Origin of the sequence: Sphingobium sp. JS3065 (assembly GCF_026427355.1) — a bacterium.
Lineage (GTDB): Bacteria > Pseudomonadota > Alphaproteobacteria > Sphingomonadales > Sphingomonadaceae > Sphingobium.
In genome coordinates, this window is the sequence record NZ_CP102665.1 from 825,847 (window position 1) to 838,773 (window position 12,927).

General features: G+C 57.0%; 12 protein-coding genes. 11 read left to right on the top strand and 1 reads right to left on the bottom strand.

Annotated elements, in window-relative coordinates; translation table 11 throughout:
- Positions 1-57: 57 nt before the first annotated feature.
- Positions 58-915 carry a helix-turn-helix transcriptional regulator gene (locus tag NUH86_RS21175; protein WP_267252454.1) on the bottom strand — a complete coding sequence of 286 codons (858 nt, stop codon included), beginning with the start codon at positions 913-915 and terminating at the stop codon, positions 58-60.
- A gap of 424 nt (positions 916-1,339) precedes the next feature.
- On the opposite strand from NUH86_RS21175, the gene NUH86_RS21180 reads away from it, so the two are divergent.
- The 11 genes from NUH86_RS21180 to NUH86_RS21230 all read left to right on the top strand — a co-directional run bounded on the left by NUH86_RS21180 (position 1,340) and on the right by NUH86_RS21230 (position 12,925).
- Positions 1,340-1,696 (top strand): SDR family oxidoreductase, encoded by a 357-nt coding sequence (locus NUH86_RS21180; protein ID WP_267252455.1) that lies wholly within the window; start codon positions 1,340-1,342, stop codon positions 1,694-1,696.
- Positions 1,697-1,718: 22 nt separating this feature from the next.
- Positions 1,719-2,522, top strand: coding sequence for an SDR family NAD(P)-dependent oxidoreductase (locus tag NUH86_RS21185; protein ID WP_267252456.1), 804 nt, complete (start codon positions 1,719-1,721; stop codon positions 2,520-2,522).
- Between the two features lie 34 nt (positions 2,523-2,556).
- Positions 2,557-3,087, top strand: coding sequence for a nuclear transport factor 2 family protein (locus NUH86_RS21190; protein WP_267252457.1), 531 nt, complete (start codon positions 2,557-2,559; stop codon positions 3,085-3,087).
- Positions 3,088-3,377: 290 nt separating this feature from the next.
- Positions 3,378-4,661 (top strand): cytochrome P450, encoded by a 1,284-nt coding sequence (locus NUH86_RS21195; protein ID WP_267252458.1) that lies wholly within the window; start codon positions 3,378-3,380, stop codon positions 4,659-4,661.
- Between the two features lie 861 nt (positions 4,662-5,522).
- Positions 5,523-6,278, top strand: coding sequence for an SDR family oxidoreductase (locus tag NUH86_RS21200; protein WP_267252459.1), 756 nt, complete (start codon positions 5,523-5,525; stop codon positions 6,276-6,278).
- 59 nt (positions 6,279-6,337) lie between these two features.
- Positions 6,338-6,742 carry an EthD domain-containing protein gene (locus NUH86_RS21205; protein ID WP_267252460.1) on the top strand — a complete coding sequence of 135 codons (405 nt, stop codon included), beginning with the start codon at positions 6,338-6,340 and terminating at the stop codon, positions 6,740-6,742.
- Positions 6,743-6,809: 67 nt separating this feature from the next.
- Positions 6,810-9,056 carry a TonB-dependent receptor gene (locus tag NUH86_RS21210; protein WP_267252461.1) on the top strand — a complete coding sequence of 749 codons (2,247 nt, stop codon included), beginning with the start codon at positions 6,810-6,812 and terminating at the stop codon, positions 9,054-9,056.
- Positions 9,057-9,365: 309 nt separating this feature from the next.
- Complete coding sequence (locus NUH86_RS21215) at positions 9,366-9,878, top strand: hypothetical protein (RefSeq protein ID WP_267252462.1); 513 nt, start codon at positions 9,366-9,368, stop codon at positions 9,876-9,878.
- 78 nt (positions 9,879-9,956) lie between these two features.
- Entirely contained in the window at positions 9,957-10,916 is a 960-nt protein-coding gene (locus NUH86_RS21220) for an isocitrate lyase/PEP mutase family protein (RefSeq protein WP_267252463.1), read from the top strand.
- 99 nt (positions 10,917-11,015) lie between these two features.
- Positions 11,016-12,377, top strand: coding sequence for an NtaA/DmoA family FMN-dependent monooxygenase (locus NUH86_RS21225; RefSeq protein ID WP_267252464.1), 1,362 nt, complete (start codon positions 11,016-11,018; stop codon positions 12,375-12,377).
- Positions 12,378-12,421: 44 nt separating this feature from the next.
- Complete coding sequence (locus NUH86_RS21230; RefSeq protein ID WP_267252465.1) at positions 12,422-12,925, top strand: nuclear transport factor 2 family protein; 504 nt, start codon at positions 12,422-12,424, stop codon at positions 12,923-12,925.
- Positions 12,926-12,927: the final 2 nt, after the last annotated feature.

Below are 12,927 nucleotides of genomic sequence, written 5' to 3' on the forward strand. Positions count from 1 at the left end.
TAGCGAAACATGCGTTGCCGGAAGCGGGATGCCCCCACGGCTATTGGGGAAGCGCGTTCAATTCTGGAGGCGCGTCCGAAATCCGCTCGGCGTTTCGCCCGAGATTTTTCGGAACGTCGAGGAGAAGGTGCTGGAACTGGCGAAACCGAGCCTATACGCGACTTCCTTTAGCGGAAGATCGCTCTCAGCGAGCAAAGACCGCGCCTTCCGAAGCCGAACATTCGTCACATATTGATGCAGCGTGTCCCCGGTGGAATGCTTGAAAGAGCGTCGCAGGTGCGCGGAGCTGATGCCGCATTGCTTCGAAATTTCTTCGGTCGTCGGGGACCTGTTCACCACGCTCTCGACATAGTCGTAGATTCGGTTGAGTTCCCGCAGTGACAACCGCCCCTCCTGCGTTCTGACGCGCTTCGCCCGCCCGCCCGGAAGAAAATGCCGTGCGAGGTCGACGGCTACGGACTGGGCGAGCGACTCCACCATCAAATGACTGGCAAATCCGGGGCACTCCGCTTCCATGCCCAGTCGTCGCACCGCCTGCTCGATGCTAAAATTCTTCATATCATAGCATTCCGCGAGATCATTATCATTCCAGTCGTCGCGATCGAACGAAATCCGCCGAAACCATTCATAGTCGAACATGCACACGATCGACCGGGAGCGTTCGCTGGCTTTCGCAGGCGTCGTCTCGACCGCGGTACAGGCCGGAAAGAACATCAGCTGACCGAAGGTTTGTAGCCGACCGTGCTTGAGATGCGCAGCTACGCTGATCGGCCTCGGATCAGGCCGATAACGGAGTATGTACCGGTTCTCACATTCCGAGATCTGCTCGTTGGCGCTCCACTTGTAGTCAATCAGCTGGACGTTGACGTCGTCAACCCCCATCGACGCCGATATATGACATGCTTTCACCGTCACTTCGCTCTCTCCTTCGATGCGCGTACGCCGCCAGTCTAGATACTGGTCTGTTGTTTGAGCCAAATAATGCGAACTGGCTTCCCGGCCAAGCCGAGGTCATGATCAGGCGACCGCCAGGGAGCAACAGCTCCCAGATTGTGGAAGTTCGGTCGGAGATGACATATCACCTGCCCCTCGCTGCGGTCGACCGGAGACGTTCGCAATACCCGTGGTTCAATCTGAGAATTGTTCCGGGTTCGCCATAACATTCCAACGCGGCACTTCGTACCATAACGAGCTGCTTGTCTGCCCCGTCAATGCCTGAACCGAAGCCAAAACCGCCGGAATCCGAAACAAAACCCCAGTTTGCGCAAGGCTGCCCTTCTCCCATCCCGACGCCAGCAGTGGTCTAAGCTCAGAACCAGGCAATGAAATGGTCTGAATTATGACCTTTACCGCCTTAGTTGCAACCCATTCCACGGGATCGTACATGGAGAACGAGTGTGCTCTCGAAGGGTTTAACGCCAATCTCGCGATCGATTTCGGTGCCTTTGGGATAATTGCCAACTCCATCGCACCCGGCACGGTGCGCATGGGAATGACACGAGATTTGTTGAACGACCTGGTCGTAGCGGATCATTTCACGTCCCGCGTTCCTGCGGGTCGCGTCGGGGAGGTCAAGGATATCGCGTCTGCGATCGCACTTCTCGCCGACGAAGACGCTGGCTTCTGTAAGGGAACGAAAACCCGTCTCGATGGCGGATACGCGCTAGGCTCCTACACCGGCAGTTGGTCACAATAGCGCTCACCAAGGGATACACGCGATGGACATGGACCTTAGTGGCAGGACGGCGCTGGTGACCGGCAGCAGCGCGGGTATCGGGGCCGCGATCGCGAAGCGGCTTGCGTCCGAGGGTAGCAGAGTGGTGGTACACGGCCGTAACGCAGACAGAGCGAAAGCCGTCGCTGACGAAATCAGGGCCAGCGGAGGCGAAGCGCGCGTCGTTATCGGAGACCTTTCAACCGATGGAGGCGCCGCTGCGGCTGTCCGCGCGGCCTTGGATTGCTGGGGCGGCATCGACATCCTGGTGAACAACGCGGGAGGTCCTTCCAATCCGAGCCTCAACTGGGACAATGCCGGCCCGTCGGACTGGGTCGCCACCTTCCAACTGAACGTCGTTTCAGCTGTCCGGATGATTGGCGGCTGCCTGCCGGGGATGAAGGAACGCGGCTGGGGCCGCGTCATCCAAATCGGCAGCATCGCCGGTATTTCCCCTGCCCCCTTCACGATACCCGACTATTCGGCCGCGAAGGCTGCACTTCACGCTCTCACCATCCATCTGGCCAAATCGCTGGCCGGGTCAGGTGTAACCGCAAACGCTGTGGCGCCTGGGCTGGTCATATCCTCGGTCCTAGAGGATTATTTCCGCTCCCTTCCCGGCAATGCCGAGCGTGCATGGGAAGATATCGAGAAAGACGCGGCCGAAAGCTTTTCGGTGAAAGTGGGCGAGCTGACAAAACCCGACCATGTGGCGTCGCTCGTCACCTATCTGGCCAGTCCGCTGTCGGCACATGTCCATGGTGCCGTGCTGCGAGCCGATGGCGGCATATTGTCGTCGGCCGCATGAACACAGGATTGGAACTACATCCGACAGGTGAACCATGACCCTGGAAGACCTCATCAACGTCCGTGAAATCGAGCAGCTCAAATACCGCTACATGCGCGCCGTCGACACCCAGGACTGGGCGTTGATGGCCGAGTGTTTCACCACCGATGCAGACGTGTGGTACGGCAGCGGCCTCTACACATTCGAAGGCAAGGAAGCGATCCTTGAATTCTTTCGAAGCACACTGACACCCTCGTTCGTAAGCAGCCATGTCGCGCTGCATCCTGAAATAACCCTCGGGGCGGCAGGGACTGCGAAAGGCGTGTGGCGGATGCAAGACATCGTTCACTTCGCCGCCGCCAACCCACATGCGAAGGAAAGCGATTTCCAGGGAGGAGAACGGCTGGAGGGTGCCGGCTACTATTATGACGATTATCGCAAGGACGCCGGCGAATGGCGCGTTCGGCGATCTGGATATGTGCGGCTATTCGATGTCGTCAACCCGGGTTCGGACCGACCTGGAGAGCATTTCAAAGCGGATCCGCAACGTGGCATGCTTGCGACACAGGCGGACGAAAGCCGATAGCTAGACTCGGGACACGACTGCACCGGCCCACGGAGCCGATTGGGAACCGGCCCCACATGTCTTATCAGGCGCAACATTTGCGAACGCGCAGCCATCGGTTTTTTGCCTGTTCCTGCTCAGCGGCCGCTGGCCAAAAGGTAGCGGGCGCGCATCGCAAAGCGATGTGCGCATCGTGTGCACAATGTCCGGAATGGCAAACTGGCATCCTTTGATTTTGTCGGCGCGCTCACGTTAGAAAGGCGCTTGTCCAATAAGGGCGTCTCCCGCTGAGAACCTTTCGGAGAGTATCGATGGAAACGGATGAAATCGGCGCCGCCGCGTCGGCAAATGGCACGGTCGAGTTGGAAGGTTGCCCGATAACCTTCACGAACCCGGAAACCCGGCGATGCCCCTTCCCAGCTTATCACAAGCTCCGCGAGGAGCAGCCGGTCTATAAAGACCCGGTAAGCGGAAACTATATCCTGACACGCTATCGTGATGTCCGTAAAGCCGCGATGGATACCAAGGTCCTCTCGTGCAAGACCGGTGTCATCCAGACCCGGGCATCCGCCATCAGCGACCAGATCAACAAGATGTTCGAAGAGCAGGGTTTCCTGCCGATGGATACGCTCGTAACCAATGATCCGCCGGAGCACCGGACCTACCGGACCCTCGTAGACAAGGCGTTCACCCGCGACAAGGTCCAGAGCCTGGAGCCCCAGATCGAGAAGGCCGTCAAGGAGATGATCGACGGCTTCATCGAAAAGGACGAGATTGATTTTTTCGACGAATTCGCGATGCGGCTGCCGCTCGCCGTCTTCACGGAAATCCTTGGCGTTACTGATCGTGATCTCGACAAGTTCAAACGCTGGAACGACATGTCGCTCGAGACGTCCAATCCGGCTCTCTCACCCGAGCGCGAGCTTGAACTCGTTCCTGCAGTTATCGAACTGCAGCAATATCTCGCAAAGAATGTCGAACGGGTCAGAGCTGCACCCGACGACAGTCTGCTGAGCACTCTCGTCCATGCCGAGGTGAACGGCCGGACTCTCAACATGCGCGAGCTCATCAGCATCCTGTGGCTTCTCTTTCTCGCGGGAGGAGAGACGACGGCCAACGCAATCGCGGGCGGCATGGCCATCCTCATCGAGAGGCCCGAGTTGATAGACGAGATCCGTAGCGATCCCAAGAAGCTGGACGCCTTCATCGAAGAAACGTTGCGCATCAAGACTCCGGCAACCACGATGTTCAGGCGCGCGACTGCAGACCTGGAAATTGGCGGCGTCCATATCCCGGCGGGCTCGCTCATCGAGACCAGGTACGGCGCCGCAAATCTCGATCCCGAGATCTTCCCTGAACCGGAGACGGTGGATCTTGAGCGCGAAAATGCCCGGTCCCACCTGACGTTCGGGAGCGGTATCCATCTCTGTATCGGCAATCAGTTGGCGCGCGAAGAAATGCGCGCTTCCTTCCGCCAGCTTGTGGAGCGCATGCACAACTTCCGCACGACGCGGGGCGAGCAAAGCTACAGCTATACCAGCACCTATGTCGCCTACGGATTGACGGAATTGTGGATGACGTTCGACAAACGTTGAACTGGCCCGCTGACCTGCCCCCACCAGTAGTCCGCGTGAATTGTTAGTGCATTGCGCCGCCGTCGCCAGTTTGGGCCGTAACGGCAGCGCAAAAAGCGGCATTATCAGGAGCCAAGTTGCAACGTCGCTGGTTCCCCTTGGATGTGAGAAATAGCTGCGGTCGCCGTAAACGTCTGGCCGGACATGAGCGAAAATCGTCCAAATCACGCCGACATATCGATTCTTGCGGCCGGTGTGTTCTGTGGCCTCTAGAGGGATTTCCAGTCAGATGGCATCATCTGACGTTTAAGAAATCGCGGTAAAACAAAGGAATAGAGCGGTCTATCTGATTCAATCAGATCGAAAACCGCTCTAGTCACAGAATCGGTTGGGCGCCAGACGCACAGGACGTGGACCGGTGAAAACCGTGTACCATCTGCGCCCTGCCGAGCTACGCTCCCAAGGAAATCGCATTTGGCCAATCAAACAGCAATCCGACACCCGCGATCAGCACGGGACTCTTGGCGATGCTCCGCATAAGGCTACGCAAAGCGGTAAACAATCTATCTCACAGGTTCAGTTCGATCGCCGCATTCACAAGAGGCTAACAACGCCATCAGGCGAAACCATCCGATTAGGCCTGTTCACATAGAGAACATTTTTTCCATTGATATTGTCCGTCACGTCCTCAAACCCTAATATAAACCCATATACTGTCGACAAAATAAAATCGTCAATAATTCTGTAATCTCGTGCAATTTGAACATGTCATAGTGTTTAATTTGGATTTTCATCCGGACGAAAATTGCGCAGATGATGGTCAATGGGCCTTTTAATTGATGTGGCGCGGCCAATTACTATCGGATTGATAGGGAGAGTATCTTGAAAAGGTTAGAAGGGAAGACTGCGCTTATCACTGGCGGCACTACCGGAATCGGGTTTGCTACTGCCCGCCGCTTCCTGGCGGAGGGTGCGCGCATAGCCATAACCGGCCAGAGCGCTGATCGCCTAGCTGCGGCTAGTGCGGAACTAGGCCCGGACGTTGTGACGATCAGGGCCGACGCGTCAAATCTGGATGACATTCGCTCGCTGACGCGGGAGGTTGAACGGCATTTCGGGGGACTGGATGTTGCCTTTCTTAATGCGGGAACCGGTAAGTTTCAGACGCTGGCAGAAATCGATGAGGCAGTTTTCGACGCCATCTTTGCAGTGAACGTCAAGGCGGTTCTGTTCGGTGCACAATCGCTTGCCCCCCTGATGCGCGATGGCGGATCCATCATCTTAACCACCTCGGTAAACAATCAAATGGGGATGCTCGCTTCCGGCGTCTATGCGGCTTCAAAAGGGGCAGTGGCAGCTTTTACTCGCGTGCTCGCGGGTGAACTGGCTGACCGTCGAATCAGGGTGAACGCCGTGAGTCCAGGGCCTGTCCAGACCGAGATGGGCCCCAAGCTGGGCATCCCGGACGAGTTACGCCCGGCATTTTTGCGGGTCATTCAAGAAAGCGTGCCACTCAGGCGGGTTGGTCAGGCAGATGAACTCGCGGCTGCGGTTGCATTTTTGGCGAGCGATGACGCTTCCTATGTCAATGCAATTGAATTGGCGGTCGATGGCGGATGGACGGGCGTTAAGCGGTAGCATTGATATTAGATATTTTCGAGTACTTTCGCAATCCTGACGAAATAGGAATGCCGATCATGAAAACTAAGTTCATTGTCCTTTTGAAACGTAAGGATGGGATATCACCTGCCGAATTTCGTGATCATTACGAGAATAGTCACGTACCACTTGGCGCGAAGTTCATTGGGCACCTTCTGGTACACTTTAGTCGGCATTATCCGGGAATGATGGCGGACTTCACAAGCGATGATTGGTCTACTGGGCGTATGGGTGATGAAGATGCCGGCTGTGCCTATGACGCGATCAGCATCTATGAGTTCCGCGATGAAGCGGCAATTGCCGAGATGGCCGAGATTCTAAAGCAACCGCACGTCTCGCAAGCGCTCAGCGAAGACGAGAAGAAGTTCCTCGATCGCGCGGCCTGCCGGATGGGACTTTGCGATGTGATCGAAGGCAGTGGCATGGTTGCCAAACAGTCTTAAATTGATCCTTTGAAAATTTTAGAGGCGATTTAATTGACGCGCGAAGAACGCGGGAGATGGGGAGGTTATGATGAACAGAATCGTTATTGGATTGTTGTGCGGTATTTCGCCGGTAGGACTGCTTGGTTTGCCCGCACCTGCGCATGCAATGGCCTCCGGACAAGACACCGCCCCTTCAAACGCGCAAGTGGACACATCCGGAGAGTCTACTGGCCCGCAGGTATCGGAGATCGTGGTTACTGCGCAGAAGAGGTCAGAAAATATTCAGAAAGTTCCGCTGGCGGTCACCGCCTTCTCGTCGGAAGCGCTTCAGACAAGAGCAATTACGAATGTCACCGAGATCGCCACGCTTACGCCGGGTCTTTCACTCAATCCAAATGCCGGAGCGATCCTTCCGATTTTGCGCGGTATCGGCAATCCATCAAACGCGGTCGGTAACGAATCCAGTGTCGCTGTCTACGTTGACGGCGTCTATTATTCGCGTCTTCCGGCGGGCTTCTTTTCGCTCGACAATATTGAGCGGGTAGAGGTTTTGAAAGGGCCGCAAGGAACCCTGTTTGGGAGAAACTCCAGTGGAGGCGTGATCCAACTGGTCACCTCCGATCCCTCTTCTACTACGAAGGTCAAAGGCCGTATCGGCTATGGGTCGTTCAACACCCTGCAGGGCGGACTGTACGCCACCACGGGGTTGGCAGAAAATCTGTCCGTTGACGTCGCGGTGTCGGGCGTCAAACAGAAAGACGGCTGGGGTAAGAATCTGGCAACTGGCAAGCGCGTGGGTTATCAGGATAACTTCACGGCGCGCAGCAAACTGCTTTGGGAGCCAAGTTCAGATACCCGTGTTTTGTTGTCGGCCTTCTATGCCTATTCGCTCGACTCGCAACTGGGAAACACGTATCCCGGAACGATCGCCGGTTATCTGTCACCTCCTTTCGATGCCCGTACCAACGCCGGGTTCTACAACACGAACCAAGATGTGGACTCCAGCCAGAAGTATAATGGCGCAGGGGGTTCACTCCGCATTGAGCAGAGCTTTGGGGCTGTTCGCTTCACCAGCACGACCGGCTATCTCAATGTGAAAGAACATGGAATAGTAGATCTTGACTATGGTCCCCGTCCGGACGCTAGAGCCGATTTCTTCGGAAAAACCGAGCAGTTCACGCAGGAGTTCCAGATTGGAAATCGCGACCCACAACCCCTGACGTGGATTGTCGGCCTGTTCTATTATAATACATTGAGCTCCTATCATCCTTTGCGCTTCCAGGGGCCGGCGTTTATTCCCGGTGACGTCCTTGGTGATGGGACATTAAACGCAGCCGATTACGACGCACGTCAACGCGCGAAATCATACGCCGGCTACGCCCAGCTAACCTACGAAGTGGCGCCGGGATTAAAGGTCACCGGTGGTGCCCGGTACAGCGCCGACAGGATGAGTGGCTCGGGAAGCGGTGAGCTGACGCTCGGGGGCGGGGCCATGGTTCTTCCCATTGCTCCGTTGATCAAGGATACCGATAAAACCAACAAAGCAAGTTTTAAGGCAGCGGTCGACTACGAGGTCGCTTCCGACGTTCTCCTCTATGCCACCTTCAGTTCCGGTTACAAATCGGCAAACTACAACCTCTTGCCCTTCTCGCCACCTGCAACCAAGCCCGAATCGATTGAGGCATACGAACTTGGGTTCAAAGCCACGCTTCTCGATCGCCGTTTGCGGATCAACGGGGCCGTATTCCAGTACGACGTCAAGAACCCGCAAGTTCAGCTCCTTGTGAATAACGCGATCGCCTTCTCGAATGCGGGCAAGGCGCGCGTGCGTGGGGCGGAGATTGAAGGGGAACTGGCGGTCATCGATGGCCTTTCTGTAAACTTCGCAGCTTCGTATCTTGATCCTAAGTATACGGCCTATGCCGATGCGCCTGCCTACACGCAGAACGCCGCGCCGCCGTACGGAGCCCTGCTTGGTACTACGGATGCTTCGGGCAATCGGCTACCCCAGGCGGCCAAGTTCACTTCAACCGTTGGCGCATCATATAAGTTCAGTTCCGATGCCGGTGAGTGGGTGATCGGTGCCGACTGGTATCATAACAGTGGGTTCTTTTGGCAGCCGGACAACATTCTGTCGCAGCCGGCGTACGATCGTATAAATGCCCAGGTGCGCTTCGCGCCCAGTGAGGCCTTCTACGTCACCGCGTGGGTGAAGAACCTGGCTGACGAGAAGATTGCGACCTTCCAAGGTTCGCAAGCCGGACCGTCGGGCTTTCCTTACATCCCGGCGCCGCCACGCACATACGGCGTGACGCTCGGCTTCGGATTTTGATAGCGCTGAACCGCAGCGCCGGAGCGGACTTGTCCCCCGCCGCGCGGTTCGGAGTTATAGGTTCAGTCGACCTACTTCGCGGGGCTGGTGTTGCGGCGCGACGCCAGCCTTACGGGTCGGGGAAAGCGGCGCGAGAGGGTATGATGAACACCCCGCCCCAAGGCGGGACAAAGCTCTTGGGGGCATACAAGCACAATGGATATGGCGCGCTACCGCAAGCGGATCCGTCAAGGATGCGCTAAAGATCGAAGAGAAAAGTCATGATCGACACCCCCATGCAATGGGGGGATCTGGGACAGGAGCGATAACTTGGCATTCCCAAAAGAGGTGAAGGATTTCAACCTTGTCGTCGCGGCCATCAACCCCGACGGAACCTCCTCATTCATCGACAGCTGCAAGCCGCTGACGGCGGAGCAGGAAGGTGTCTTTGAGGCTGCGTGGTTCTGGACAGTCGAAGATCGCCATTCCTTAGGCGCGTTTGGCTCGCCGTCCAAAGCTCTGGCGGTTGCTGGCAAGGGCGGCTCGACCTTCGGCATTATGCGCTTTCCCGCTCGATCGGCGGGCCAAATGGACGTCGCGGCGACTTCAGAGGGAAGCTTGGTTGACGGGCATCATCATGGTGACCCCTCGATGCATGCCACCCATACGATCGATTACGAGATAATCCTGTCAGGCAAGATCGACTTTGCCCTGCCGAGTGGAGAAAAACGTACGCTCAGCACCGGAGACCTAATAGTGGTGGCGGGTGCGCCCCACGCCTGGCTCAATCCCTACGACGAAGACTGCATCTACGCGGCCATCACCATCGGAGCAGAAGTCTGATCGAACGGAAGCGCGCAATCACAATGTATTGATCAGTTGTTTCAAAACGTAAGGCGGCAATGTCCGCGGGCGGAGATTATGAGTAACAGGAAGACAACCCGGCTCAAGGCCCTGTTCCAGCGCCCCGAAACGGTGCTCATGCCCTTTGGGACGCTTCCGATCCATGCGCAAATGGCGGAACGCGCGGGCTTCGAAGCCTTTGAAATTTCCGGAAGCATGACCGCGTGGTGGACCATGGGTATGCCGGATCTCGGGCTAGTAACTCTCACCGAAATGGTCCAGCACGCGACGAGGGTCGCTCGCTCGGTGGACATTCCGGTCTATTGCGATGCCGATACCGGATATGGCGGCGGACCAGCCAACATCCGTCGTACGGTGCACGAGTTCGCTCACGCGGGCATCGCGGGCGTCCACATTGAAGACCAGCAGGAGCCGAAAAAGGCCGGAGGACAGAGCGGAATCGCGATCGTGTCCGACGCCGAGGCGATTGGGCGGCTTAATGCGGCGACCGACGCGCGGGACGAGATCGACAAGGATTTCGTCATTGTTGCGCGAACAGACGGTTACGGCGCGGCCGGAGGTGGCCTCGACGAAGCGATCCGCCGGGGCCAGCTTTATTGTGCGGAAACCGATGCGGATGTCATTTTCTACGAAGGGCTGCACACCTGGGAGCAGATCGAAACCGCAATCGCGGCCACGCCCCGGCCGGCCTACGCCATCCCCTCCGTGAAGATCGGGCGACGCCCGACCCTAGCGGAGCTTTCGGCGATGGGACAGTCGATCGACATCGTTCCGTTCATCCTCGCTGGCGTGCAAGAGCCGTGGAAACTCCTGGTCGATATCAAGTCCAGCGGCGAATACGGGCCCATGGACGAATACTACGAAAAGCTGAATTCATACCGCGGGACCCCTTATGACATGGGGTGGGGCGAAGTTTTTGCCCGGCCAACTTATCGCGAAGTTCGCGATTGGGAGGAGAAGTACCTCCCTGCTCAACTGCACCGCGATTACGTGAATAACGTCAATAGCGAAGACTAGAATATCTGGTTTTCGCCTAGAAGATGAGAATTTCCAAATTCTAAGTCATCCGATGGCTTTTAATGTAACAAATGAAAATGCAGTGTAGAGGATACGGTTATGGACAGGCCGATGATTTTCAACTTTTTCGTCATGAACACGCCCTCGCACATTACCCATGGCACATGGCGCAAACCAGGATGCGAGTCCGTAGACTACAACAACTTGGACATGTGGGTCGAGCTTGCGAAGTTAGCCGAATCAGCGAAAATTGACGGCCTGTTCTTTGCCGATGTCTTCGGGCTCTACGCCGGTCCGCTGGAAACCATCGCACGCCATGCCATCCAGTTTCCGATCAGCGATCCCAGCATGCTGATCTCGGCGATGGCGTATGCAACCAAAAACCTCGGATTCGTTTACACCAACTCGGTCCTTCAGGCGCATCCGTTCGCATTCGCTCGTGCGATATCGACCCTCGACCACCTTACGAAGGGCCGCGTGGGCTGGAATGTTGTGACGAGCGCCTCCGACAACGGGTCGCGCAGCATGGGACTGCCGTCGATCGTCGATCACGACGAGCGGTATCGCTGGGCGGAGGAATATATCGAGGTCGTCTACAAGCTATGGGAAGGGTCGTGGGAAGACGGCGCAATCGTCAAGGACGCCGCCACCGGCGTTTACGCGGACGCTTCGAAAATCCACAAGATCCATCATAAGGGGGAACGCTACAGCGTGGAGGGGCCGCACCTCGTGGAGCCATCCCCGCAGCGTACGCCGGTTTTATTCCAGGCAGGTGCGTCGACTGCCGGATTGGCTTTCGCGGCCAAGCACGCAGAAGGCGCCTTCCTCATTTCGGGCGCTCCGGAGGCTTCCGCAAGGAAGATCGCGGAGATCAAGAAACTGGCGTGCGAGGCCGGTCGGAACGACGACGACATACTTTTCATCGAGGGATTGACGTTTGTGGTGGGTTCGACCGAAGAGGAGGCTCGTCGCAAGGAAGCTGAACTTGAAGAATGGATGAGCGACGAGGCACAGATGACGATCATGGGCGGCGGCACGGGGCTCGACGTCCGCGAAATGGATCCGGACACCCCTCTTGTGGACCTACTTGAAAAAATACCCGGCATGCGCGGGGGTATCCAGCTGGCTCTCGACGCCGCCCCCGAGGGTACGACGCCCCGCCTTCGCGACCTGCTGCGTTTCTCCACCAAACGCTGGCGCGTCGTCGGAACACCCGAGACGATTGCCGATCGAATTCAGGACTACCGGGAAGTCGGAGTGAACGGCATCAACATTATGTATATGGACCTGCCGGGCACCTATCGCGATTTCGTCGATTTCGTCGCGCCCGTACTGAAGGACCGCGGACTGATGCAGCGCGAATATCGCGAAGGAACGTTCCGCGAAAAGTTGTACCCGGGGCGAGGGTCCAAGCTCGAAGCCAGCCACCCCGCCATTCAGTATCGCACGATTGCATCCTGATAGCTTCCAGTCATTCTAATGCCCAAAGAATTGGATATCATCTGATGCCAGAGAGCACACCTTCGCTTGAGGAGCGGTTGCAGAAAGTCGAGGATCTACTCGCGATACAGCAGCTCATCGCAGCTTATGGACCGGCTGCGGATTCCCGATCGCTCGATCTGCTTCGTAGCTTGTGGACCTCGGACGGAACGTATGACGTCGGCGGCTATGGAAATCTTGAAGGCGCTGACGTCCTCCAAATGTTCGACGGTCCGTTCTTCGATGATCTGATGGCGCAGGGATGTGCGCATGTATCGACGAACCCGCACATCGTGGTGGACGGCGATCGCGCATCGGCCACGCACTACGCATTCCTGTTCATGCACGAGAACGGACATTTCAAAGCTGCTCGGCTGAGTTCGTCACGCTGGGAATTCCTTCGTATCGGAGCGGGCTGGAAAATCGCTAATCGGAAGAACCGGTTGCTCGACGGGAATCCCGAGGCTCGCGAGATACTAGCCAAGGTTCTTGCCCCACCGCCTTCGAACTCTCCGGCTTTGGCCGACTGAGT

Bases quoted from the DNA above. Each gene is read 5' to 3' on its own strand.
- NUH86_RS21210 (WP_267252461.1), top strand. From the start codon at position 6,810: ATGATGAACAGAATCGTTATTGGATTGTTGTGCGGTATTTCGCCGGTA.
- NUH86_RS21205 (WP_267252460.1), top strand. From the start codon at position 6,338: ATGAAAACTAAGTTCATTGTCCTTTTGAAACGTAAGGATGGGATATCA.
- NUH86_RS21220 (WP_267252463.1), top strand. From the start codon at position 9,957: ATGAGTAACAGGAAGACAACCCGGCTCAAGGCCCTGTTCCAGCGCCCC.
- NUH86_RS21180 (WP_267252455.1), top strand. From the start codon at position 1,340: ATGACCTTTACCGCCTTAGTTGCAACCCATTCCACGGGATCGTACATG.
- NUH86_RS21195 (WP_267252458.1), top strand. From the start codon at position 3,378: ATGGAAACGGATGAAATCGGCGCCGCCGCGTCGGCAAATGGCACGGTC.
- NUH86_RS21230 (WP_267252465.1), top strand. From the start codon at position 12,422: ATGCCAGAGAGCACACCTTCGCTTGAGGAGCGGTTGCAGAAAGTCGAG.
- NUH86_RS21190 (WP_267252457.1), top strand. From the start codon at position 2,557: ATGACCCTGGAAGACCTCATCAACGTCCGTGAAATCGAGCAGCTCAAA.
- NUH86_RS21185 (WP_267252456.1), top strand. From the start codon at position 1,719: ATGGACATGGACCTTAGTGGCAGGACGGCGCTGGTGACCGGCAGCAGC.
- NUH86_RS21225 (WP_267252464.1), top strand. From the start codon at position 11,016: ATGGACAGGCCGATGATTTTCAACTTTTTCGTCATGAACACGCCCTCG.